This window comes from Nonomuraea sp. NPDC050680 (assembly GCF_040654555.1).
GTDB lineage: Bacteria > Actinomycetota > Actinomycetes > Streptosporangiales > Streptosporangiaceae > Nonomuraea.
In genome coordinates this window covers 795,298-817,213 of sequence record NZ_JBFAIF010000002.1, presented here as the reverse complement: position 1 = coordinate 817,213, position 21,916 = coordinate 795,298, and the positions used below count along the sequence as shown (strand labels likewise).

The following is a 21,916-nucleotide window of genomic DNA, read 5'->3' as shown; positions in this document are numbered from 1 at the left end:
CCGCACCCTAGCGTCACCCCATAGCCCCTGGTAAGGCCATGGAAGTCGACGACACCCTCACTGGGCGCCGATGGCCGGCTGAGCATGGGGTAGGCCCGGTGCAGCTCCCGCTGCCAGGATTCGTGGTTGTGCCCGCCGCGATAGAAGTGCGTCCGTACGGGAACACCCAGCCGATCGTGGTACCCGCCATGACGGCCTGCGGCACGCCGGGTTCGAGGATGTGTACGGCTCCGCTGAAGGAGGCCGCGGCCTTGAAGTACCCTTGGCGGCGTACAGCATCGCGCCCTGACCGCCCATCGAGTAGCCCGCGACGGCCCGCTGTCGCCCGGCGCGGTAGCGGGATTCGAGCAGCGGCAGCAGTTCCTTGAGGTGGTAGGTCGCCCAGCGCGGCGGGACGCCGTCGCCGCCGTTCCACCAGTCGGAGTAGCTGCCGCACTTGCCGCCGTCGGGCATGACGACCATCAGCCCGGAGGTGCGGGTGAGCGCGTCGACGTCGGGCTTGGCGGTCCAGGAGGCGTAGTCGTCGAGGCCGCCGTGCAGCAGCCAGAGCACCGGCCAGTCGCGCCGCGACTCCCATCCCGAGGGCAACAGCAGCCGGACCTTCGTGGTGCCGGCGAGCGCCGGCGACCTGATCGTCAGGCACCCTGCTGTGACAGAAAATTACCTCACGATTACCTTCCGTCGCGACCAAACTGTCGGAGAAATCCAACAACAGTTCTACCGGGCAACCACCGACTCGCATAGCGAGCGCCGGACCGGCGGCCCAATACCTGGAGACGGAGCGCGACCGGCGGACGCTCGAGGTCCTCGCCAAGGTCGCCGCCGAGCACGACGTCGAACCGGCGTCGGTGGCGCTGGCCTGGCTCGCCGCCCAGCCCACGATCACCGCGCCGATCTCCAGCGCCCGCGACGTCAGGCAGCTCCAGCCGCTCCTCACGGCGGCCACGCTCAGGCTGACCGCCGCCGAACTACGCCTCCTGGACGCAGCCTCCCGCCCCTGACCACGGGAAACCGCCCAGGATCCAGTGGGAGCTCCTACTCAGCTTCGATCTTGAATTCGTATCGAAGATCATGTGATACTCCACAAGAGTTCTAACTTTTGTCATGAAATGTCCGTCAGTTGAGGCGGGCAGTTGGAGGATCGCGTGGCGCCCGAGCTTCCAGCCGGCGAGCAGGAACCCCAGGTCCTTCCCTTTCACCAAACCATCCCCCGGCTGCTGAGAGACCCGGTCACCGAGCTGGCCAAGATGGGCACCGACGCCGGGGGGCGGATCGTCCGGCTGAACATCGGCCCGTTCCAGCCCTACCTGGTCTCCCATCCCGACCACGTCCAGCAGGTGCTCAAGACCGACTGGTCCAACTTCGTGCGCGAAGGCATGTTCTGGCGGCCGCTGCGTCGCGTGACCGGCCAGAGCATCCTGGGCGAGGGTGAGGGCTGGGAATCCAGCAGGAAGGTCCTCCAGCCGCTGTTCACCGCGAGGTACACGGCTTCGCTGGGCGAGGACCTCGCCGACATCATCGCCGGGCGCGTCGCCGAACTGGACGAGCACGCGCGGAGCGGACGGCCGATCGACGCCGGACACCAGATGACGGCGATCGTCAACGAGAGCGTCATCAAGGTGCTGTTCGGCGGGCGGATCCCCCGGGACGTCGCCGAGCGGCTCCTGCCCGAGTTCGCCACGTGCGCCACGTCGATCGGCTTCCGGTTGCTCTTCCCCTTCATGCCCTACTCCGTCAGAGTGCCGGGAGATCGGGCCTTCCTGGCGGCCACGAAGAAGATCGACGAGATCGTCTACCCCTTGATCGAACGGGCTCTCAGGGAGGGCACCCGCACCAACGAAGTGCTCTCGGCGCTGCTCAGGGTCAGGATGGAGGAGACGGGCGCGGCGGATCCGCGGCAGGTCCGCGACGACCTGGTCAGCGTCTACGGCGCGGCGTCGGAGACCACGGCGGTTTCGCTGACCTGGCTGTGGTCGGTGCTGCACGACCATCCCGACGTCTACGCCAGGCTGCGGGAGGAGGTCGGCCAGGTGGTCGGCGAGGGCCCGGTCCGGCCGGCCCACGTGGCCAGGCTCAGGTATCTCCGCATGGTCCTGCAAGAGGTGGTGCGCCTGTACCCACCGGGCTGGATCATCCCCCGCCAGGCCGTGGCGGACACGACGATCGGCGGGGTCCGGATCAAGGCCGGCTCGCAGGTGCTGGTCAGCCCGTACACGACCCATCGGCTGGCGGAGTTCTGGAAGCGGCCGCTGGCATTCGACCCGGAGCGCTGGGCGCCCGAGCAGGCCGAGCGCCGGCATCGCTACGCCTCGATCCCGTTCGGCGCCGGCCCGCACGTGTGCCTGGGCCAGCACCTGTTCTATCTCAAGGCACCGCTCGTGATCGCCAATCTGCTGAGCAGGTACCGGCCGGAGCTGACCAACCCGCAGCGGCTCACCCTGGTGCCGGGAGCGTCGGTGCGGCCGAAGGAGAAACTCATGCTGAAGCTGCTGCCGATCGAGCGGAGCCGTCAGGCGTGAGCGGCGGGGAGGCTGCGGAGTTGCTGACGGATCTCATGTTCCGGCCCTGGGGTCAGGTCTCCTCCTCGGTCTATGAGACCGGCCGGCTGGTCACGCTCGTTCCCTGGCTGGTCGGCCACCAGGAGCGCATCGATTACCTGGTCGCCGCCCAGCGGCAGGACGGCGCCTGGGGGGCGCCGGACGGATACGGGCTGGTGCCGACCCTGAGCGCGACTGAGGCGATCCTGTCCGCGCTGCTGCGCGGGGAGTCCGGCACGGACGGGCAGAACCTCGCGGAGGCGGCCGAGCGCGGGCTGCGCAGGCTGGCCGGCTGGCTGGACGGCCCCCTGCAACTGCCCGACATGCCGGCGATCGAGCACATCGTGCCCTCGCTGGTCGCCCTCATCAATCGGCACCTGGAGAGTCTGGCGGGCCACGGCCCGCTATCGCTGCCCGACGGAATGAGCTACGACACGCTCGACCTGGTCAGATCGTGGATCGAGTCGGGGGCCGAGGTGCCGGAGAAGTTGCTGCACGCTCTGGAGATCGGCGGCCCGGCGGCCATGGGGGCGCTCGTGGCCCGGCCGACGGCGATCGGCACCATCGGGGCCTCACCCGCGGCCACCGCCGCCTGGCTGGGCGAACGAGGCGCGCGCGACGTACACGACCCGGCCCGCGGGCACCTTGAGGCGGTAGCCAGGCGCCACGGTGGTCCGGTGCCCGTCGGACTGCCCATCACGGTGTTCGAGCGGGGCTGGGTGCTGAGCTGGTTGATCCGCGCGGGCGTGCCCGTCGAGGTGCCGCCGGAGATGGCGGCCGACCTCAGGGCGGCGATCGGTCCCGCCGGCGCCACCGCCGGTCCCGGGCTTCCCGCCGACGCCGACACGACCTCTGTGGCGCTGTACGCCCTGGCCCTGCTCGGCATGCCGTACGAGCCGGATTGCCTGGGGGCCTTCCGCTCCGGCACGCACTTCTCCACCTGGCAGGGAGAGCAGGGCACCTCGGTCAGCGTCAACGCGCACGTGCTCGACGCCCTCGGCCAGTACGTCACCTGCGTGCCCGCGGCCGCCATCCGCTATCGCGAGACCATCGCCGAGGTGGCGGCCTGGATCCGCGAACGGCAGGAGCCGGACGGGAGTTGGACCGACCGGTGGCATGCCTCGCGCTACTACGCCACGGCGGCCTGCGCGCTGGCGCTGGACGAATTCGGCGGCGACCTCTCGGCGGGCGCGGTGGACGCGGCCGTCGGCTGGGTGCTGGAGACCCAGCGGCCGGACGGATCGTGGGGCCGCTGGACGGGCACCGCGGAGGAGACCGCCTACGCGATGCAGATCTTGCTGCTGACCCGGTGGCGGGCGGACCCGCGATGCGAGCGGGCCGTAGACCGCGGTCACGCGTACCTGACACGGTCGTCAGGCGAGGAGCATCCTCCCCTCTGGCACGATAAGGACCTTTACACGCCGGTCGCCGTGGTCCGCGCCGCCGTCATCGCCTCGTCGCATCTCGCCCGCCGGGCCTAACCCTCATGGGACTCCAGATCTCCGGCCAGTTCCTTAACGGTGTACGCGTGCGTGTCCCTGGCCAGGTACCAGCGGCCGTTGAACGACACGCTCCTGCGCTGCCCCTCCGCGATCTCCGCCAGTTCGGCGGGCAGGTCGTCGAGCGCGGCTCTGAACTCCGCGTCGAGCTCGCCGATGTGCGCCGAGACCCGCGTGACCGCCCGCGCCGTTTCCGTGCCGGCGTTCTCCAGGATGCTGATGGAGTTGGGCTTGCCCTCGGCCTTCTCCCGCTCGAACGTCCTGATGTCGTTGGCCAGCCGCATACAGGCCGCGCCGAGATGGGTGGCCGGCTCGATCGACGCCCAGTGGGCGGCCTCGGCGGGGACAGGGCCGCGGATCGCCAGGGCGGCGGCCCACCAGGTGGGATAGAGGATCGTGAGCAGGCCGTTCGCCAGGTAGTCCACGTACTCCGGCCAGGGGGCCCGGCCCGATGCCCAGGCGCGCTCGCGGACCATGGCCGCGCCGGCGAGCTCCAGCCGCCGTCCCAGGTTCGGCGCGTGGACCGCCGCACCGGCGTGCCCGTGGAAGCGGGCACACCACACCTGCCACGCGCCCAGGACCTGCTCGATCGGCCCTTCGGCGGCCGGCTCGGGCGCCGCGGCGAAGGGCGTGCCGGTGGTCATGGCGCACAGCCGTGCGATGAAGGCGGTGAAGTCGCGGTCGGACCAGTCTCCGGCGATGCCGTCGGCGATGTCGTCGAGGCCGAACAGGATCGCGGTCAGCGCCCCGAGCTCGGCGATCTGGTCTCGGCGCGCGAGCGGGAACGTGGCCGCGGCCGACAGACAGCTGAAGGCCAGCCGGCTCGCCGAGCTCTCGCCGTCGGCGAACAGGACGGGAAAGGGGCGCAGCAGCCCGGCCGCCTCGGGGACGGCGTCGAGCGCGGCCCGCAGGACGGCGCCTCGGTCCCCCTCGGGCACGCCTGCCAACTGATGCGATCCTTTGAGCAACCGATCCGCGAGATCGTTGCGGATGCCGAAATACGCGCGATCCCCCGGGTCACTCACCCACGGAGGATATCCATTAATACCATCTTTGACTAATTGAGTCATAGAAACGGATATTTCACCGCAAATGAATACAGTCGGGTTGAGGCAAGATCGCCCTCTTTGCTAGGGTGCCCACGTCTTCAGCGCCGGTATGCCACTGCATGTCCTGGTGGTCAGCCATTTCAAATGACTTTCACAGGGTAGGTATGATGCGCTTCCGCAATTCACGACTGCGGACCAAGATCATTGCTCTACTGCTCTCCATGGCGGCGCTGTGGGTGTTCGCCGCCTGGGTGACCCTTCGCGAGGGCGTCAACCTGCTCTGGGTCTCGCAGCTCGACAACGCCGTGGTCGGGCCGAGCGAGCCGCTGCTCGTCGAGCTGCAACGGGAACGCCGGCTGTCGATCATCCGGCTCGGCGACGGGACGATCCGCGCCCGCAAGGACCTGGAGACCCAGCGTAAGCAGGCCGACCGGACGATCGCCACCTTCGAGGAGGCGGCGAGTTCGAGCGTGGTCGGCTGGGCGACGGACGGCGACGGGGCCAAACGGATCGCCGACGTCTTCCGGCGACTCGACACGCTCAAGGCCACCCGGCAGGCCGTCGACGCGGGCCGGATGAACCGGGTGCAGGCGACCGATGCCTACGCCGACGTCATCGACTCCATCTACCGGCTCTACGGCTCGGTGGCGACCCTCGACGACAAGATCGTCGCCAAGGACATCCGCACGCTCCTCGCACTGAGCAGGGCCCGCGAGGTTCTCGCCCGGGAGGACGCCCTGCTCGCCGGCGCCCTGGCCGAGGGGCGGCTGACCCCCGCAGAACACGCGCAATTCGCCGAGACCGTGGGCGCCTGGCGCATCCTCGCCGAGCAGGCGGCGGGCGAGCTGCCCGACTCCGAGAAGGCCGCCTACGACAAGCTGGCCGCGAGCGCCACGTTCAACAACCTGCGCGAGCTCGAAACCCGGGTCGTCGAGCAGGACGCCAGCATGGAGAGCGTCCCGTTCGGCGCCGGGCAGTGGAAGACCGCTTCCGAACGTGCGCTCGCCGACTTCAACACCTTGGTGCTCAGCGCGGGTGACCGCCTCGTGGACCGGGCGACGCCGGTCGCGATCGGCGTGGTCGTGCGACTGGTCCTGGCCGGCGGCCTCGGGCTCATCGCGGTCATCGCGTCGATCATCCTGTCCATCACCACGGCCCGTACGCTCCTCGCCCAGTTGCAGAAGCTGCGTGACGCCGCGCACGAGCTGTCCGACGAGCGGCTGCCCCGTCTGGTGGAGCGGATCGGGCACGGCGAGGAGGTGGACCTGGCGCGCGAGGCCCCGTCGCTGGACTTCGGCGAGGACGAGATCGGGCAGGTCGGCCAGGCGTTCAACACCATGCAGCGCACGGCGGTCAGCGTCGCCGCCGAGCAGGCCGAGCTGCGGCGCAGCATCCGCGACATCCTGCTCAGCCTGGCCCGCAGGACCCAGGGCCTGGTGCACCGGCAGCTGACCGTGCTCGACGTGATGGAGCGGCGCGAGACCGACCCCGAGGAGCTGAAGGAGCTCTTCCGGCTCGACCACCTGGCCATCCGGATGCGGCGCAACGCCGAGAACCTCATCGTGCTGTCCGGTTCCTCCCCAGCCCGTGTCTGGCGCCGCTCGGTGCCGATGGTCGACGTCGTACGCGGCGCGCTGGCCGAGGTGGAGGACTACACCCGGGTGACGCTCATGCCGATGGGCGACGTCGTGCTGCTGGGCCGCGCCGTGGGTGACGTCATCCACCTGCTGGCCGAGCTGATCGAGAACGCGGCCTCCTTCTCCCCGCCCTACACCACCGTCGAGGTCAAGGGGCAACTGGTGGCCAACGGCTACGTGGTCGAGATCGAGGACCGCGGGCTCGGCATGAAGCCGGAGGACCTGGAGTCCGCCAACGAGCGCATCGCGGACCCGCCGGAGTTCCGCATCACCGGCACCGCGCGCCTGGGGCTGTTCGTGGTCAGCCGCCTGGCCGGGCGTCACGGGATCCAGGTCGTGCTCAAGTCCTCACCGTACGGGGGGACCACGGTCGTGGTCCTGATCCCTCAGGAGCTCGTCCAGCTGGGAGAGGCGCCGGAGGAGGGCGATGAGCCGGCGCGGCTGCCCCGCAGGAAGGCGGTCGCCGCGGCGACGCGGACGACCGCTCCGGAGAACGTGCGCCGGCTGACGGTGGCTCCGCCCCGCGACCCCGCCGAACCGGAGCCCGCACGGGAGCGCGTCCGTCCGGAGTCTGAACGCGAGCGCTTCCGTCCGGAGCCGACGCGCGTCCGTCCGGAGCCTGAGCAGGAGCGCGTCCGTCCGGAGCCGAGGCGCGCGCGACCGGAGCCCGAGCAGGATGGGCCCGCCGCCGAGTTCACCCCTTCCGGCCTGCCCTTGCGGGTGCCACAGGCCAGCCTTGCCCCCGCCCTGCGTGACGAGGCGCCCGCCACGCGATCGAACCCCGAGGAGGACGATGACGAACGCTCGCCGGAAGAGATCCGCGCGATGATGGGATCTCTGCAGTCGGGCACCAGGCTGGGCAGGACCGAAGCGGCCAAGATCATGGACGGGCTCAAGGGCGAGCAACCGGGAGGCGAGACATGACACCTGGATCCGGCACGGATCTGGACTGGCTGCTCGACGATCTGATCGACCGGGTCAAGGAGGCCGAGCACGCCATCGTCCTGTCTTCTGACGGGCTGCTGATGGCGTCGTCCGCGGCGTTGCAGCGGCCCGACGGCGAGCACCTGTCGGCGGTGGCCTCCGGGCTGCAGAGCCTGGCCAAGGGGCTCTCCGAGCACGTGCGCGGCGGCGCGGTCAAGCAGACGGTGGTGGAATTGCGCTCGCGGTTCCTCATCGTGACCGTGGCGGGTGAGCGGGCGTGCCTGGCCGTCCTGTGCACGCAGAACGCCGACATCGGCCTGGTCGCCTACGAGATGGCCATGCTCGTCGCCCGGGTCGGCCAATACCTCACCTCGGGCACCCGTGCCGAGGCCGTGGCCAGGGGTGATCGGTGAACACCCCTGGCCACGGCCCCACGGACGGGCCCGAGGACGAGCACTGGGTCGATCCGGAGATCATCCGGCCCTACGTGGTGACGCGGGGGCGGACCCAGCCCACCCACGGCAAGTTCGACCTGATCTCCATGGCCCTGGCCATCGGCCCGCCGCCCGGCCCCGAGGCCGGGCTCGACCCCGAACATCTGTCGGTTCTGCGGCTCTGCCGCGAGCCCAAGTCCGTCGCCGAGATCGCCGCGCACCTGGACCTGCCCGCGGGCACGATCCGGGTGCTGCTCGGCGACCTGTTCGACAAGGAACTCGTCTCGGCCCAGGAACCGCAATCCGAGGTGGACATGCACGATATGAAGATGTACAGGGCGGTGCTCGATGGCCTTCGATCGCTCTGACCGCCCGCGCCTGCCGACCGCGATCAAGATCCTGGTCGCCGGTGGTTTCGGCGCGGGCAAGACCACGCTGGTCGGCGCGGTCTCCGAGACGCGCCCCCTGCGGACCGAGGAGATCCTGACCGACCGCGGCATCGGCATCGACGACATCTCATCCGTGGAGGCCAAACGGACGACGACCGTGGCGATGGACTTCGGCCGCATCACGCTCAGCCCCGACTACGTGCTTTACCTGTTCGGCACGCCAGGGCAGGAGCGGTTCTGGTTCGTCTGGGACGAGTTGGCCGAGGGCTCGCTGGGCGCGGTCATCCTGGCCGACACCCGCCGCCTGGCCGACTGCTTCCCCTCGATCGACTACTTCGAGCGCCGTGGCACGCCGTTCGTGGTGGCGGTCAACTGCTTCGAGGGCTCGCAGACGTTCGAGCTCGACGAGGTACGGCTGGCGCTCCAGCTGAACCCGTCAATCCCGATCATCATGTGCGACGCCAGGAAGCGCGACTCGAGCAGGGAGGTGCTGATCACCCTGGTAAAGCATTCCGCCAAACTCCGCGCGGAGCCCGTGGCTCCTTGACGCCGGTGGGAGCGCGGAGCCCGTGGCTCCTTGACGCCGGTCGGAGAGCGGCGGTCGTGGCTGCTTGACGCCGGTCGGAGAGCGGCGGTCGTGGCTGCTTGACGCCGGTCGGAGAGCGGCGGATCTTGGCAGGTAACCGCTGCTGAGGGGGCCGCCTCATGACGACGTCCGGCGACGACCTGCTGTCCGAGCGGGTGGCGGGCGGGATCCTGCCGAAGGTGCTCACCACGTTCGACATGGTCGCCATCTTCGTGGCGATCGTGCTGTTCATCACGAACGCCGCGGTGATCCAGAGCGCCGGTCCGGCCGCGTTCGGCTGGTGGATCATCGCGTTCGCGCTGTTCCTGATCCCGTGCGCGATCGTGACCGGGCAGCTCGGCGCCATGTTCCCCGGCGAGGGCTCGATCTACCTGTGGACCAGCAAGGCCTTCGGGCCGTTCTGGGGGTTCTTCGCCGGGTTCTGCGCGTGGTGGCCGGGCGTCCTGGTGATGGTGGCCACGGGCACGCTGACCATCTCGTTCCTCGGCTTCGTCTTCCCCGCCGTCGGCGCCCTGCCGGTGCAGGCGCAGGGCGGGCTGATCGTGGCGATCCTGGTGCTGGCGGCCGTGCTGGCCGTGCTGCGGTTCCGCCTGACGCAGAACGTGGTCAACATCGTCTTCCTCGCGTACGGCCTGGCCATCCTGCTGATCTTCGCGGCCGGGCTCGCCCACCTGCTGCGGGGCAACGCGGCGGCGACGAACCCGTGGGACTTCGCCGCCTGGAGCCCGTCGGCCGAGCACGGGATCAACCTCGGCAACTGGAGCTTCTTCGGCCTGGCAGTGCTCGCCCTGCTCGGCGTCGAGGTGCCGCTGAACATGGGCGTGGAGATCCGGCAGGACCGCGCGGTCACCCGCTATCTGCTGTGGGGCTCGCTCGCCGTGATGATCGCCTACCTCGCCGCCACCTGGGGCGTGATGGTCTCGGTCCCGGCGGACCGGTCGGCGCAGATCACCGCGGTGGCGGCCGCGGTCGGCATCGGACTGGGCGCCTGGGCGGGCAAGCTGGTGGCGCTCCTGCTGGCGGCGATGTTCTTCATCATCACCGTCGTCTACAACTACTCCTTCGCCCGCCTGATCTTCGTCTCCGGGCTCGACCAGCGGCTGCCCAAGGCCGTCTCGCACGTCAACGCGCAGAAGGTGCCGGACGTGGCGGTCTTGATCCAGACCGTGCTGGCCGCGCTGTTCACCGTGGCGGCGTTCATCGTGGTGCCGTTCGCGGCGGCGGCGCCGGCCGACGCGCAGACCGAGGTCTACAACGTCCTGCAGGCGGCGGTCACGGTCATCTGGTGCCTGTCGATCGTGGTGCTGTTCGTCGACGTGCTCATCATCGTGCGCCGCTACCGGACCCAGTTCGAGGCGCGGCGGCTGGCCTCGCCCGCCGTGTTCTGGCTGGCCTCGATCGTCGGCGCGCTGGCCTCGCTCGTGGGAGTCGTCTCCACGCTGTCGGGCTCGTGGACACCGTTGATCTCCAACGACGCCGGCTCGTTCGCCCTGTTCGGGGCGGAGATCTCCTACGGCACGTGGTTCTGGCTGGTGGGCGGCATCGCCCTGGCCTCGCTCGTGGTGGGTGCCCTGCTGTACCTGCTCGGCGCGGGCGGCAGGCGAAAGGGCCCGGCCTGAGCCGGGCCCTTCGACCAGCGGGTGTCAGTGCTCGGTAGCCTTCTCGGCGCCGACACCGGTGAGCGAGCGGACCTCGATCTCGGCGTACTTGGCCGCGTTGTACTCCTTGCTCAGGACCGTGCCGAGGTAGCCGAACAGGAAGCCCAGGGGAATCGAGATGATGCCCGGGTTGCTCAGCGGGAACCAGTTGAAGTGCGCCGTCTTGAACAGGGCCGTCTCCGAGCCGGACACCACCGGCGAGAAGATGACCAGCAGGAGGGCGGAGATCAGGCCGCCGTAGATGGCGCTGACCGCTCCCGCGGTGTTGAACCTCTTCCAGAACAGGCTGTAGAGGATCGCCGGCAGGTTGCCCGAGGCGGCCACCGCGAACGCCAGCGCCACCAGGAACGCGACGTTCTGTCCCTGGGCCAGGATGCCGAGGCCGATGGCGACCGCGCCGATGACGAACGCCGAGATGCGGGCCACCAGCACCTCTTCGCGCTCGGTGGCGTTGCCGCGGCGGAACACGTGCGCGTACAGGTCGTGCGAGAAACTGGAGGAGGAGGCCAGCGTGAGCCCGGCCACCACGGCCAGGATCGTGGCGAAGGCCACCGCGCCGATCAGCGCCAGCAGGATCGTGCCGCCCGCCGAGCCGAGGAACGTCTCGCCGATGGCCTTGGCCAGCAGCGGTGCGGCCGTGTTGCCCGCCTTGTCCGAGGCGGCGATCGCCTTGCTGCCGACCAGGGCCGCCGCGCCGAAGCCGAGGACCAGGGTGAGCAGGTAGAACACGCCGATGATGCCGATGCCCCAGAGCACCGACTTGCGGGCGTCCTTGGCGGTCGGGACCGTGTAGAAGCGGATCAGGATGTGCGGCAGGCCCGCCGTGCCGAGGACCAGGGCGAGACCGAGGCTGATCAGGTCGATCTTGCCCGCGAGGCCCTGCGCCTCGGTGCCGTACTTGAGGCCGGGGATGAGGAAGTTGCCGTTCTTGCCGCTCTGCGTCGCCGCGTCGCCCAGCAGGGACGACAGGTTGAAGCCGTAGTGCGCCAGGACCATGATCGTGATCAGGGCGGCGCCGGTCATCAGCAGCACGGCCTTGACGATCTGCACCCAGGTGGTGCCCTTCATGCCGCCGAACACCACGTACACGATCATCAGGGCGCCCACCCCGACGATCGTCCACGCCTTGCCCGAGGGGCTGGTGATGCCGAGCAGCAGGCCGACCAGCGCGCCCGCGCCCACCATCTGCGCCAGCAGGTAGAAGATGCTCACCGTGATCGTGGACACGCCCGCGGCGGTCCTGACCGGGCGCGGGCTCATCCGGAAGGCCAGCACGTCGGCCATGGTGAACTTGCCGGAGTTACGCATCAGCTCGGCGACCAGCAGCAGCGCGACCAGCCACGCCACCAGGAAGCCGATGGAGTAGAGGAATCCGTCGTAGCCGGACAGGGCGATGATGCCGGCGATGCCGAGGAAGGACGCGGCCGACATGTAGTCGCCGCCGATCGCCATGCCGTTCTGCACGCCGGTGAACGATCGGCCGCCGGCGTAGTAGTCGGCGGCCGTCTTGGTCTGCCTGCTGGCCCAGAACGTGATGACCAGCGTCAGCGCGACGAAGGTGAGGAAGAGAATGGTGGCCAGGGTCTCGGACTTCACTGGGTCTTCTCCTCGACCTGGTGGCGGAGCTTGTCGGCGATCGGGTCGAGCTTCTTCTCGGCGTGCCTGGAGTAGGCCCACGCGATCCAGAAGGTGGAGACGAACTGCAGCAGGCCGAAGATCAGCGCCACGTTGATGTTGCCGAACAGCTTGATCCCCATGAAGTCACGCGCCCACCCGGACAGCACCACGTAGAGCAGGTACCACACCAGGAACGCCGCGGTCATCGGGAACGTCCACCGCCGGAAGCGCCGCTTCAGGTCCTGGAATTCAGCGCTCTCCTGAATCTCTTCATAGACGGATGCGTCATGTTGTTTAGTCGTCACGAGTCCTCCACTGTGATGCGGATCACGCACAAGATAGGAGCGAAACCTATCCTTCGTGGAGGCCCCTGGGGAGGCTGTTCGGCGAGCCGCCGCAGCTCAGCGCCTAGTTGGGAGGGAGTTGCGGCGAAAGGTCGCATCCGCGCGATGAACGGTCACGGCGGTTCGCCCTCACCCCGCGGCAGTGAGGCCCGCCGCAGATGCGCCCGCCGGCGCGTACCAGGCCCGGAACCACGGCGTACTTACTCTGAGTAATGAAATGACTACCCTGTGGGGCGATTGTGGTGGGCCTTCCCGACGTGCTGATGTGATCGGCGTGATTCCATCGGAGGATCGGCTCTTCCGCGAGCTCAACGCGGCGATGGGGCAGGGCGCGAGCCCCGACGAGCTGGGTGAGGCGATCTCGCGCGCCGTCTCGCGGTGGGTGAGTCATGACGCGCTGCGGCTGGTCGGCACCAGCCCGGCGACCGGGCTGGGACTCGGGTCCTTCAGCTTCTGGCATCGCTACGAGCCGGCGCTCATTCGCGCGCTCGCGATGAGCCGCTACCTCGACGAGGATCCGTGCCGCCCGGCCGCGCTGGCCCGGCGGCCCGTGCCGGTGGGCCTGGTGGGCGCGGGATGCGGCGGCAGCCGCTGCAAGCAGCACGGCGAGGGGCCGTGCGACCTGCACGGCGACCGGCTGACGCGGGAGGTGCTGCTGGCGCACGGTGCGGGCTGCGAACTCCGGCTGCTGCTGCGCGACTCCCACGGCGTGTGGGGGTTGCTCGGGCTGATCCGCTCGGAGGGCGGCCGGCCGTTCGGCGCCGAGGACGCGGACAGGGCGGTACGGCTGGCCCCGGCGCTGCTGGCCGCGCTGCGCCGCTATGTGACCGTCGCGCCGCTGGCCCCGTCGTTCCCGGCGCTGCCCGCGGGCCTGATCGTGATAGGCGCCGACCACGCCGTTCGCGCGGTCACGCCGCAGGCCCGCGCGTGGCTGGCGCAGATGTGGACGCCCGGCCGGTGCGACCTGCCCGGCTGGCTGGCCGACACGTCGATGATCGGTCTGTCACTCGACACGCGGACGTACGCCCGCGACCCCGGCTCCTGGCGCCCGCTGATCTGCGCGCCGGCGGCCAGCTTCGGTCGCTGGACGGCGATCGAGGGCCAGCCCCTCTCCCCCGACGGCGACGGCGACGTGGCCATCATCATCCAGGCGGCCACCGGCTCGCTGCTGCTCCCGTCGTTCTGCGACTGGTACGGCATCACGCCGCGCGAACGGTGCGTCGTGGAGTGCCTGTACGACGGCGCGGCCCCCAAGCAGATCGCCCGCCGCCTCGACCTGTCGGTGCACACCGTCAACGACCACCTGAAGGCGGTGTTCCGCAAGACCGGCGCGAGCGGCAGAGACGAGCTCATGGCCGCGCTCACCGGCTGACGGTCGTCACCCCTTGACCGCGCCGGCCGTGAGCCCTTCGACGATGTAGCGGCGGATCGCGGCGAACAGCACCAGCGTCGGCAGCACCGAGACCACGGTGGCGGCGGCCATCGAGCCCCAGTCGATGTCGTACTGGGTGATGAAGGAGTTCATGGCGACGGGGATGGTCTTGGCGTCCTCGCTGTCGATGAATGTGATCGCCAGGAACAACTCGTTCCAGCACTGCACGAAGGCGAAGATGAACGTCGCGGCGATGCCCGGCAGCATGACCGGGATCACCACCCGGACCATGGCGACCAGCCGGGAGGCGCCGTCGACCTGCGCGGCCTCCTCCAGGGCCACGGGGATGCGCTCGTAGAAGCCGCGCATGATGATCGTGGAGAACGGCACCAGCATGGCGACGTACACGAGCATGAGCCCGGCCAGCCGGTTGAGCAGGTCGAGGTCGGACATCAGCAGATAGAGCGGGCCGAGCGCGATGAACAGCGGGAGCATCTGGGTGACCAGGAACGCCAGCATGAGAGCGCCCCGCCCGGGGAAGCTGAAGCGGGCCAGCGTGTAGCCGCCGAGCACGCCGATCACGGTCACCGCCCCGGCCGCCACCAGCGAGACGAGCAGGCTGTTGAGCAGGTAGGTGCCGAAGTCGGCGAAGGAGAACAGGTCCGCGTAGTGCTCGAACGTCACGTTGCCCGGCCAGTATTTGATCGGCATCGAGAAGATCTCGGCCTTGGGCTTGAGCGAGGTGACGACGATCCAGTAGAGGGGAAAGAGCGTGATCAGCAGCCAGACGCCGAGCACGATCCCTTTGGCCAGGCGTCTCATCCTTTCTTGAATCATCGGGCCTTCTCGAATCGGGTGGCGTTGAGGTAGAAGACACTGAAGGCGAGCAGCAGGCCGAGGACGAGCATGCCGACCGCGCCCCCTCGGCCGTAGTCGCCGCCGATCACCTGCTGGATGAGGAACGTGGTGATGATGTCGGTGCTCCCCGCGGGTCCGCCGCCGGTCATCGAGTAGATCAGGTCGGGGAAGTTCAGGATCCAGATGATGCGCAGCAGCACGATCAGCGCCAGCGTCGGCCGGATGTGCGGCAGCGTCACGTGCCAGAACTGCCTGAGCCGTGACGCCCCGTCCACGTCCGCCGCCTCGTAGAGCTCGCGGGGCACCGACTGCAGGGCCGCCATGATCATGATGGCGAAGAAGGTCACGCCGTACCAGACGTTGGCGACGATGACCGAGGTCATCGCCCACCCGGGCGTCGCGAGGAAGCCGATGCGGTGCTCGATGATCCCGCTCCTGAGCAGCAGGTCGTTGATCACCCCGAACTGCCCGTTGAACATCCACCGCCACAGCAGCCCGATCAGGAACCCGGACATCGCCCAGGGGAAGAACACCCACGCCTGGTAGAGCCCCCGGCCGCGGAAGTGCCGCCGCAGCAGCAGCGCCAGCCCGAAGCCGAGGAAGAACTGGAAGAACAGCGACACGACCACCCAGGTGCCGGTGTTGCGGAGCGCCGTCCAGAACCGGTCCTCGGCCAGCACCGCGCGGAAGTTCTCCAGGCCCACGAACGGCGTCGAGGTCAGGTCGAACAGGTTGTAGCGCTGGAAGGCGATGATCGCGCCGCGAATCACCGGGTAGTACGTGAAGAGCACCACGAAGACCACGCCGGGCAGCAGGCACAGGGCGATGAACCTGGCCTTGCGGGCGGTGAACGCGGGCCTGGCGGATCCCACGCTCACGAGACCTTCTTCGCCTGGTCCGTCCAGAACGCGTCCCACGACTTGAGCACCTCGGCCGTGCTCTTCTTGCCGGTGAGCAGCGCCTGCGCGTCACGGTCGGAGTCGACTTGGAACTGGCTCCAGCCCGGGTAGTCGACCGGCCGGATGGTGATCACCTGCTTGGGGTCCTGCTGCGCCTGGAGGTAGGCCTTCCAGGCGCCCTGCGAGAACTGCGGGTCGCTCTGGGCCTGCTTGGAGATCGGGATGAGCGAGTTGCCCTTGGCGAAGGCGACGCTCTGCTTGGCCTCCGACAGGAACTGCACCAGCTTGACCGCTTCCTTCGGGTGTTCGCTGAAGGACGTCACACCCCAGCCCGCGTAGCCGACCGGCTGGAAGGCGTAGCCCGAGGGGCCCTTGGGGATCGGGGCCGTGGACCAGGTCTTGACCGAGCTCTCCTGGACCGTCTTGATCACTTCGGGGTCCTGGATGAGCATGCCGGTGACGCCCGAGGTGAAGCCCTGGACCATCTCCGGATAGCCCCACGACACCGAGTCGGGCGGCGAGATCTCCTTGAAGATCTTCACGAACAGGTCCGTGGCCTGGACGGCCTCGGGGGTCGAGAAGATCGTCCGCTTGTCCTTGAGGAAGAAGGATTTCTCGGGATTCAGGGCCTCGCCGTTGTAGGCGCTGATCATCTGGACCACATAGTCGGCGCCGCCCTTGCCGCCCCGGAAGGAGTAGCCGAACCTGTCGCCCGAGGTCATCTTCTTGCCGGCCTCGTAGAGCTCCTGCCAGGTCGTGGGCGGCTGTGCCATGCCCCAGTCGGTCCGGTAGAACAGCGTGCGCTCGTAGAAGCCGTACGGGATGAGGTACGGCTTGCCGCCGACCTCGACCGCCTTCTTCTGGGCCAGCTCGGTCAGGTCCGACCAGCCCGCCCATTCCGTGGTCGGCAGTACGGCCAGCCAGCCGTTGTTGGAGAAGGACTTGGCCGTGTGGTCGCGGACCTCCAGGACGTCCAAGCCCTTCTTCGTCTGCAGGATCTGGGTGATCTTCTGGTCGGCGCTGTCGAGTGGCGGCGAGATCAGCTCCACCTTGACCTTCGGGTTCGCCTTCTCGAAGTCCGCGATCAAGGTCTTGATCAGCTTCGTCCGTTCGGGACTGGTCAGGCTCTCGATCATGCGCAGCCGTACCTCTCCCGAGGACGACGACCCGGAGCCGCAGCCCGCGAGCACCAGGGTTGCCGCGGCGAAGGACGCAAGGAGGGGGGTTCTCATCTGAGCCTCCAGAGAGGAAAGACAGCGCTGTCAATCACGCTAGGGGACTGGCACCCTCCAGCGCTAGACCGAGGTCCTTGATCAACGTGTCGGCGGGTTCCAGCCCGACCGACAGGCGGACCAGCCCGATCGGGATGCCCATGGTCGCTCGTACGCTCTCCTCGGTCGAGAGCGCGGGCGCGTTGACCAGGCTCTCAAAGCCTCCCCAAGACACCCCGATCCTGAAATGTCGCAACAAGTCGATGAATGCTGCGACCACCGGCCGGGAGTCGGTGTCCAGTTCCAGGCTGAACAGGCTGGAGAAGCCGGACATCTGGCGAAGTGCCTGCGCGTGACCGGGATGCGAGGGCAGCCCCGGATAGTTGACCCGCCGCACCGCCGGATGATCCGCCAGGAAGCCGGCCACCGCCAGCCCGCGCTCCTGGTGCGCCGCCATCCGTACCGGCAGCGTACGCAGCCCCTTGATCACCTTGGCCGCGTCGTGCGGCGACATGGCCGCCCCGTAGAGCTGGTACTCGGTCAGCGCCAGCGGCCTGATGAGCCGCGACGGCCCGATCACTACGCCGCCGACCAGGTCGCTGTGGCCGCCGATGTACTTCGACAGCGAGTGCACGACCAGGTCCACCCCGAGCGTCAGCGGCTTCTGGAACAGCGGCGTGGACCAGGTGTTGTCCATCACCGTCACCAGCCCCCGCTCCCGCGCCCACGCGGTCACCTCCGCGATGTCCACGACGGCGTAGGCCATGTAGGAGGGAGACTCGAAGTAGAGTAGGCGGGTGCTCGCCGTGATAGCGCTGTCACAGCCGTCAAGATCCTCGACGTGCGTATGCGTGACGCCGAACTTCTCCAGGTAACGCAGGAACTGGGTGGTGGGCCCATAGACCGCGCCCAGCACCAGCACATGGTCACCGGCCTTCACCAGCGAGGAGATGGTCGCGGCGATCGCGCCCATGCCGGAGCCGAAGCACTTGGCCCGCTCCCCCCGCTCCAGCGCGGCGAGCTTGCGCTGCACCAGGTCGACCGTCGGGTTGGTGCCCCGCCAGTAGACGTAGCGCTCGTCCTCGTTCCTGATCGCCTCACCCAGTTCGCCGACCGTCTCGAAGGTGAACAGGGAGTTCTCGAACACCGGCGGGTTGACCGCGCCCAGCATCCACGGTTCGTCCTCGCCCAGCCGTCCACAGATCCATTCATCATCCATGGGGGCACCATATGCCAGCCCGCGAGGCGCCAATGAACCCGCGTCTGCCGACGATGGCCGACGTGGCCAGGCACGCAGGCGTGAGCCTGAAGACCGTCTCGCGGGTGGTCAACCAGGAGCCGCACGTGAGCGCGCCGCTGCGGCAGCGGGTGCAGGAGGCCATCAGCGCGCTCGGCTTCCGTCGCAACGAGGCGGCCAGCCGGCTGGCCCGCCGCGCCACCATGCTGACGCTCGGCCTGGTCATGGAGAACATCTCCAACGAGTTCTACTCCCGCCTGGCCAAGGCGGTGGAAGCGGCGGCGGCCGAGCACGAGGCGCTGGTCATCTTCGGCTCGTACGAGGAACGGCCGGAGCGGGAGCGGATGCTCGTGGAGTCCATGTACGCCCGGGGGGTCGACTCGCTGATCATCGTGCCGTCGGCCGCCGACCACGGCTGGCTCGGCGAGCACGGCGGCCTGACCACCGTGTTCGTGGACCGGGTGCCGCACGGCCTGGAGCAGGCGGACGTGGTGCTGCTGGACGACGTCAGGGGCGGCCGGATGGCGACGGAGCACCTGCTGGGGCACGGACACCGGCGCATCGGACTGGTCTCCGACGACGACGGGCTGAGCTCGGTCCACGACCGCGCCTCCGGCTACCGCGCGGCGCTGCGGGAGGCGGGGGTGGCGGTGGACGAGTCGCTGGTGGTGCGGGGGGTGTTCGACCCGTGGCGGGCCGGGCAGGAGGTGACGCGGCTGCTGTCACTGGCCGACCCGCCGACGGCGTTCTTCGCCACCAACAACCGGGCCGCGATCGGCATCCTCCAGGCACTGCGCGAGCGGCCCGAACGCCCCGCGTTCGTGGGGTTCGACGACTTCGCGCTGGCGGAGGTGTTCAACCCGGGGGTGACGGTGGTGCGCTACGACGTGACACGGCTGGGCCGGAGCGCGGTGGACCTGCTCCTGGACCCCTCGGACCAGCCGCGACGGGTCAAAGTCCCGGTCGAGCTGATCACCCGCGGCTCCGGCGAGCTGCCCTCTTAGGACCAGCTCTCTCAGGACGAGCGGGGCCGCCAGTCGCCGCGGTCCAGGTCGAGGTCCTCTGGGGTGTGCAGGCGGACCATGGTCCGCGCCACCCCCGCCGGGACCCGGTGCGGTGTCAGAAACGACACCGCCACCATCACCGCGAACGCGATCGGCACCGTCCAGGCGGCCGGCTGGGCCAGCAGGGCGCCTGTGAGCCCGTCGGACGGCGCGCCGGTGATCGTGGCCAGCACCGCCGCGCTGGCCAGGCCGCCGCCCACGAACAGCCCGGCCAGCGCGCCCGTGGTGCTGAGCCGGCGCCACCAGATGCCGAGCACGAGCAACGGGCAGAACGACGAGGCCGCCACCGCGAACGCCAGCCCCACCACGTCGGCCACCGGCAGGGCCCGCGCCCACAGCGCCAGGGCCAGCGGCACCGCGACCGCCATGAGCGTCGCGGCCCTGAACGAGCGGACGCTGCCCTTCAGCAGGTCCTGGGCGATCACCCCGGCCACCGACACGGTCAGCCCCGACGACGTGGACAGGAACGCCGCGAACGCCCCCGCCGTGACCAGCGCGGTCAGCAGGTCGCCCAGGGTGCCGCCGACCATCCGCTCCGGCAGGGTCAGCACGACCGCGTCGGTCCCCACCAGGTCGGGCAGGTACATCCGGCCCAGCCAGCCGTACAGCGCGGGCAGCAGGTAGAACGCGCCGAGCAGGGACAGGACCACGAGCGTGGTGCGGCGGGCGGCCCGGCCGTCCGGGTTGGTGTAGAAGCGGACGAGCACGTGCGGCAGGCCCATCGTGCCCAGGAAGGTGGCCAGGATCAGCGAGTACGTCGAGTACAGGCCGTACTCCTTGCCGCCGGCGAGCGGCACCTGCCAGGTCGCCGCGTCGGCCGCGCTCACCGCGGGCGCCCCGTCCGCGTGCCACGCCATGAGCAGGAACACCAGCGGTACGGCCAGCGCCGTCAGCTTGAGCCAGTACTGGAACGCCTGCACGAACGTGATCGACCGCATGCCGCCCGACAGCACGTTGACCGCGACCACGGCCGCCACCAGCAGACCGCCCACCCACACCGGCGCCCCGGTGACCGTCCGCAGCACCAGGCCCGCGCTCTGGAACTGCGGCATCAGGTAGAGCCAGCCGATGAGCACGACGAGCACGCTGGCCGTGCGGCGCACGGTCATCGACTCCAGCCGGGCCTCGGCGAAGTCGGGCAGCGTGTACGCGCCAGAGCGGCGTAGCGGCGCGGAGACCAGCACGAGCAGCACGAGGTAGCCGCCGGTCCAGCCGACGGGCAGCCACAGCATGTCGGCGCCGAACGACAGGATCAGCCCCGCCACCCCGAGGAACGACGCCGCCGACAGGTACTCGCCGCCGATCGCCGAGGCGTTCCACAGTGGGCTGACCGAGCGGGAGGCGACATAGAAGTCGGAGGTCGTACGGGAGAACCGGATGCCGAACGCCCCGATGAGTACGGCCGCCACCACCACGACGACGACCGCGGTGAGGCTCATGGGCGTTCGACCAGGTCGGCGAAGTGGCGCTCGTTGCGTTCTGCCTGCCGTACGTAGAGCCAGGCGCCGACGACGAAGGCGGGGTAGATGAGGCCGGCCAGCACCGCCCACGGGAGCGGGATGCCCAGCAGGTCCACCTCGCGCAGCTCCGGGATGGCCAGGAACAGCAGCGGCAGACCGCACACCACGCACGCCAGCACCGTGCAGACGAACAGGGCCAGACGGAACTGGGTGCGCAGCAGCGAGCGCATGTACACCTCGCCGAGGTGCGTCTGCTCGTCGATCTCGCGGGTGGCCGGGTAGCGGGGGCGGCGCGCGGCGGCGGTCCGGGGACTCGTCACCGTGACCCGACGCGCGGTGTCGTGGCGGGCGAGCGGCACCCGGCGGGCGGGGCGGGGCTCCGGGCTCACTCCGGCCGTCCTCTCTTGGCCCTGCGGACGAGCATGTCGCGCAGTTCGCGGGTGTGGCGGCGGCTGACCGGGATCTCGGTGTCGCCGACCCGGACCGTGCACTTGCCCGAGTCGATGTGCAGCTCCTCGATGTGCTTGACCGCGACGAGGTGGCTGCGGTGCACCCGGACGAACCCGGACGAGGCCCAGCGCTCCTCCAGCGTGGCCAGCGGGATGCGCACCAGGTGGTTGCCCGCGGCGGTGTGCAGGCGGGCGTAGTCGCCGTGCGCCTCGACGTACACGACGTCGGCGCTGGAGACGAACCGGGTCACGCCGCCCAGTTCAACCGGGATGGTGTCGGACTCGCCGAGCTCGACCGGCACGTCGGCCGAGACGGCCACCCGCCTGATCGCCTCGGCCAGCCGTTCGGGGCGCACCGGTTTGAGCAGGTAGTCCTCGGCCTTGATCTCGAAGGCGTCGACCGCGTGCTCCTCGTACGCGGTGACGAACACGACCCGGGGCGGGTTGGCGAACTGCGACAGCAGCCGCCCGAGCACCACGCCGTCGAGCCCGCGCATCCTGATGTCGAGGAAGACGGCGTCGATCGGCCGGCCGTCGGCGATGGCACGGTCGAGCAGTTTCAGCGCCGCGGCGCCGTCCCTCGCCGTGGCCACCTCCCCGATGCGAGGGTCGGCGCGCAGTAAGTACGACAGGTCTTCCAGAGCGGGTAGCTCGTCGTCAACGGCGAGGACCCGGAGTTGTGCCATAGACAG

Annotated in this window: 21 protein-coding genes; 10 read left to right on the top strand and 11 right to left on the bottom strand. The window is 69.5% G+C overall.

Annotated features, from left to right (window positions below):
• Positions 1 to 57: 57 nt before the first annotated feature.
• Complete coding sequence (locus AB0H88_RS10195) at positions 58 to 588, bottom strand: alpha/beta hydrolase-fold protein (protein WP_357642962.1); 531 nt, start codon at positions 586 to 588, stop codon at positions 58 to 60.
• A gap of 71 nt (positions 589 to 659) precedes the next feature.
• Between AB0H88_RS10195 and AB0H88_RS10190 the strand changes: the two genes are divergently transcribed.
• From AB0H88_RS10190 to AB0H88_RS10180, 3 genes are all read left to right on the top strand, one after another.
• The gene (locus AB0H88_RS10190) at positions 660 to 1,001 is read left to right on the top strand and encodes an aldo/keto reductase (protein ID WP_357643157.1); all 342 of its coding nucleotides are present in this window, start codon (positions 660 to 662) and stop codon (positions 999 to 1,001) included.
• Between the two features lie 144 nt (positions 1,002 to 1,145).
• Complete coding sequence (locus AB0H88_RS10185; RefSeq protein ID WP_357642961.1) at positions 1,146 to 2,519, top strand: cytochrome P450; 1,374 nt, start codon at positions 1,146 to 1,148, stop codon at positions 2,517 to 2,519.
• Entirely contained in the window at positions 2,516 to 4,018 is a 1,503-nt protein-coding gene (locus AB0H88_RS10180; protein ID WP_357642960.1) for a prenyltransferase/squalene oxidase repeat-containing protein, read from the top strand. The genes AB0H88_RS10185 and AB0H88_RS10180 overlap by 4 nt, the downstream gene beginning before the upstream one ends.
• On the opposite strand, the gene AB0H88_RS10175 is transcribed toward AB0H88_RS10180, so the two are convergent.
• Entirely contained in the window at positions 4,015 to 5,061 is a 1,047-nt protein-coding gene (locus AB0H88_RS10175) for a terpene synthase family protein (protein WP_357642959.1), read from the bottom strand. The two genes, AB0H88_RS10180 and AB0H88_RS10175, sit on opposite strands and share 4 nt — an antisense overlap.
• Positions 5,062 to 5,306: 245 nt before the next feature.
• On the opposite strand from AB0H88_RS10175, the gene AB0H88_RS10170 reads away from it, so the two are divergent.
• From AB0H88_RS10170 to AB0H88_RS10150, 5 genes are all read left to right on the top strand, one after another.
• Positions 5,307 to 7,646, top strand: a complete 2,340-nt coding sequence (locus tag AB0H88_RS10170) for a nitrate- and nitrite sensing domain-containing protein (RefSeq protein WP_357642958.1) — start codon at positions 5,307 to 5,309, stop codon at positions 7,644 to 7,646.
• Positions 7,643 to 8,059, top strand: coding sequence for a roadblock/LC7 domain-containing protein (locus tag AB0H88_RS10165; RefSeq protein WP_357642957.1), 417 nt, complete (start codon positions 7,643 to 7,645; stop codon positions 8,057 to 8,059). The genes AB0H88_RS10170 and AB0H88_RS10165 overlap by 4 nt, the downstream gene beginning before the upstream one ends.
• Positions 8,056 to 8,448 (top strand): DUF742 domain-containing protein, encoded by a 393-nt coding sequence (locus AB0H88_RS10160; RefSeq protein WP_357642956.1) that lies wholly within the window; start codon positions 8,056 to 8,058, stop codon positions 8,446 to 8,448. Before AB0H88_RS10165 ends, AB0H88_RS10160 begins: the two co-directional genes overlap by 4 nt.
• Positions 8,429 to 9,016 (top strand): ATP/GTP-binding protein, encoded by a 588-nt coding sequence (locus AB0H88_RS10155; RefSeq protein WP_357642955.1) that lies wholly within the window; start codon positions 8,429 to 8,431, stop codon positions 9,014 to 9,016. Before AB0H88_RS10160 ends, AB0H88_RS10155 begins: the two co-directional genes overlap by 20 nt.
• Positions 9,017 to 9,174: 158 nt before the next feature.
• Positions 9,175 to 10,674: an APC family permease gene (locus tag AB0H88_RS10150; protein ID WP_357642954.1), complete on the top strand. Its 1,500-nt coding sequence runs from the start codon at positions 9,175 to 9,177 to the stop codon at positions 10,672 to 10,674.
• Between the two features lie 24 nt (positions 10,675 to 10,698).
• Here the strand turns inward: AB0H88_RS10150 and AB0H88_RS10145 are convergent, their stop codons facing one another.
• The gene (locus tag AB0H88_RS10145; RefSeq protein WP_357642953.1) at positions 10,699 to 12,309 is read right to left on the bottom strand and encodes a cation acetate symporter; all 1,611 of its coding nucleotides are present in this window, start codon (positions 12,307 to 12,309) and stop codon (positions 10,699 to 10,701) included.
• Positions 12,306 to 12,635, bottom strand: coding sequence for a DUF485 domain-containing protein (locus AB0H88_RS10140; RefSeq protein ID WP_357642952.1), 330 nt, complete (start codon positions 12,633 to 12,635; stop codon positions 12,306 to 12,308). Before AB0H88_RS10140 ends, AB0H88_RS10145 begins: the two co-directional genes overlap by 4 nt.
• A 313-nt stretch (positions 12,636 to 12,948) precedes the next feature.
• Between AB0H88_RS10140 and AB0H88_RS10135 the strand changes: the two genes are divergently transcribed.
• The gene (locus AB0H88_RS10135) at positions 12,949 to 14,046 is read left to right on the top strand and encodes a helix-turn-helix transcriptional regulator (protein WP_357642951.1); all 1,098 of its coding nucleotides are present in this window, start codon (positions 12,949 to 12,951) and stop codon (positions 14,044 to 14,046) included.
• A 6-nt stretch (positions 14,047 to 14,052) separates the two neighbouring features.
• Here the strand turns inward: AB0H88_RS10135 and AB0H88_RS10130 are convergent, their stop codons facing one another.
• Genes AB0H88_RS10130 through AB0H88_RS10115 form a run of 4 tightly spaced genes read right to left on the bottom strand, consistent with a single transcriptional unit; the run spans position 14,053 to position 18,233 of the window.
• Positions 14,053 to 14,883, bottom strand: coding sequence for a carbohydrate ABC transporter permease (locus tag AB0H88_RS10130; protein WP_357642950.1), 831 nt, complete (start codon positions 14,881 to 14,883; stop codon positions 14,053 to 14,055).
• A complete protein-coding gene (locus tag AB0H88_RS10125; protein ID WP_357642949.1) occupies positions 14,880 to 15,782 on the bottom strand; it encodes a sugar ABC transporter permease in 903 nt (300 codons plus the stop codon). The genes AB0H88_RS10130 and AB0H88_RS10125 overlap by 4 nt, the downstream gene beginning before the upstream one ends.
• Positions 15,779 to 17,035 (bottom strand): sugar ABC transporter substrate-binding protein, encoded by a 1,257-nt coding sequence (locus AB0H88_RS10120; RefSeq protein WP_357642948.1) that lies wholly within the window; start codon positions 17,033 to 17,035, stop codon positions 15,779 to 15,781. The genes AB0H88_RS10125 and AB0H88_RS10120 overlap by 4 nt, the downstream gene beginning before the upstream one ends.
• 34 nt (positions 17,036 to 17,069) lie before the next feature.
• Positions 17,070 to 18,233, bottom strand: coding sequence for a PLP-dependent aspartate aminotransferase family protein (locus tag AB0H88_RS10115; protein WP_357642947.1), 1,164 nt, complete (start codon positions 18,231 to 18,233; stop codon positions 17,070 to 17,072).
• Between the two features lie 32 nt (positions 18,234 to 18,265).
• On the opposite strand from AB0H88_RS10115, the gene AB0H88_RS10110 reads away from it, so the two are divergent.
• Positions 18,266 to 19,255, top strand: coding sequence for a LacI family DNA-binding transcriptional regulator (locus tag AB0H88_RS10110; RefSeq protein WP_357642946.1), 990 nt, complete (start codon positions 18,266 to 18,268; stop codon positions 19,253 to 19,255).
• Between the two features lie 11 nt (positions 19,256 to 19,266).
• Here the strand turns inward: AB0H88_RS10110 and AB0H88_RS10105 are convergent, their stop codons facing one another.
• The 3 genes from AB0H88_RS10105 to AB0H88_RS10095 are packed head-to-tail and all read right to left on the bottom strand — an operon-like array spanning position 19,267 to position 21,910.
• Positions 19,267 to 20,754: a cation acetate symporter gene (locus AB0H88_RS10105; protein ID WP_357642945.1), complete on the bottom strand. Its 1,488-nt coding sequence runs from the start codon at positions 20,752 to 20,754 to the stop codon at positions 19,267 to 19,269.
• Positions 20,751 to 21,164 (bottom strand): hypothetical protein, encoded by a 414-nt coding sequence (locus AB0H88_RS10100; RefSeq protein WP_357642944.1) that lies wholly within the window; start codon positions 21,162 to 21,164, stop codon positions 20,751 to 20,753. Before AB0H88_RS10100 ends, AB0H88_RS10105 begins: the two co-directional genes overlap by 4 nt.
• Complete coding sequence (locus AB0H88_RS10095) at positions 21,161 to 21,910, bottom strand: LytTR family DNA-binding domain-containing protein (protein ID WP_357642943.1); 750 nt, start codon at positions 21,908 to 21,910, stop codon at positions 21,161 to 21,163. Before AB0H88_RS10095 ends, AB0H88_RS10100 begins: the two co-directional genes overlap by 4 nt.
• Positions 21,911 to 21,916: the final 6 nt, after the last annotated feature.

What these genes read in the sequence shown, in the direction of transcription:
- AB0H88_RS10170 (WP_357642958.1), top strand. Translation starts at nt 5,307, where the DNA reads ATGGCGGCGCTGTGGGTGTTCGCCGCCTGGGTGACCCTTCGCGAGGGC.
- AB0H88_RS10165 (WP_357642957.1), top strand. Translation starts at nt 7,643, where the DNA reads ATGACACCTGGATCCGGCACGGATCTGGACTGGCTGCTCGACGATCTG.
- AB0H88_RS10155 (WP_357642955.1), top strand. Translation starts at nt 8,429, where the DNA reads ATGGCCTTCGATCGCTCTGACCGCCCGCGCCTGCCGACCGCGATCAAG.
- AB0H88_RS10150 (WP_357642954.1), top strand. Translation starts at nt 9,175, where the DNA reads ATGACGACGTCCGGCGACGACCTGCTGTCCGAGCGGGTGGCGGGCGGG.
- AB0H88_RS10130 (WP_357642950.1), bottom strand. Translation starts at nt 14,883, where the DNA reads ATGATTCAAGAAAGGATGAGACGCCTGGCCAAAGGGATCGTGCTCGGC.
- AB0H88_RS10120 (WP_357642948.1), bottom strand. Translation starts at nt 17,035, where the DNA reads ATGAGAACCCCCCTCCTTGCGTCCTTCGCCGCGGCAACCCTGGTGCTC.
- AB0H88_RS10115 (WP_357642947.1), bottom strand. Translation starts at nt 18,233, where the DNA reads ATGGATGATGAATGGATCTGTGGACGGCTGGGCGAGGACGAACCGTGG.
- AB0H88_RS10110 (WP_357642946.1), top strand. Translation starts at nt 18,266, where the DNA reads ATGAACCCGCGTCTGCCGACGATGGCCGACGTGGCCAGGCACGCAGGC.
- AB0H88_RS10105 (WP_357642945.1), bottom strand. Translation starts at nt 20,754, where the DNA reads ATGAGCCTCACCGCGGTCGTCGTCGTGGTGGTGGCGGCCGTACTCATC.
- AB0H88_RS10095 (WP_357642943.1), bottom strand. Translation starts at nt 21,910, where the DNA reads ATGGCACAACTCCGGGTCCTCGCCGTTGACGACGAGCTACCCGCTCTG.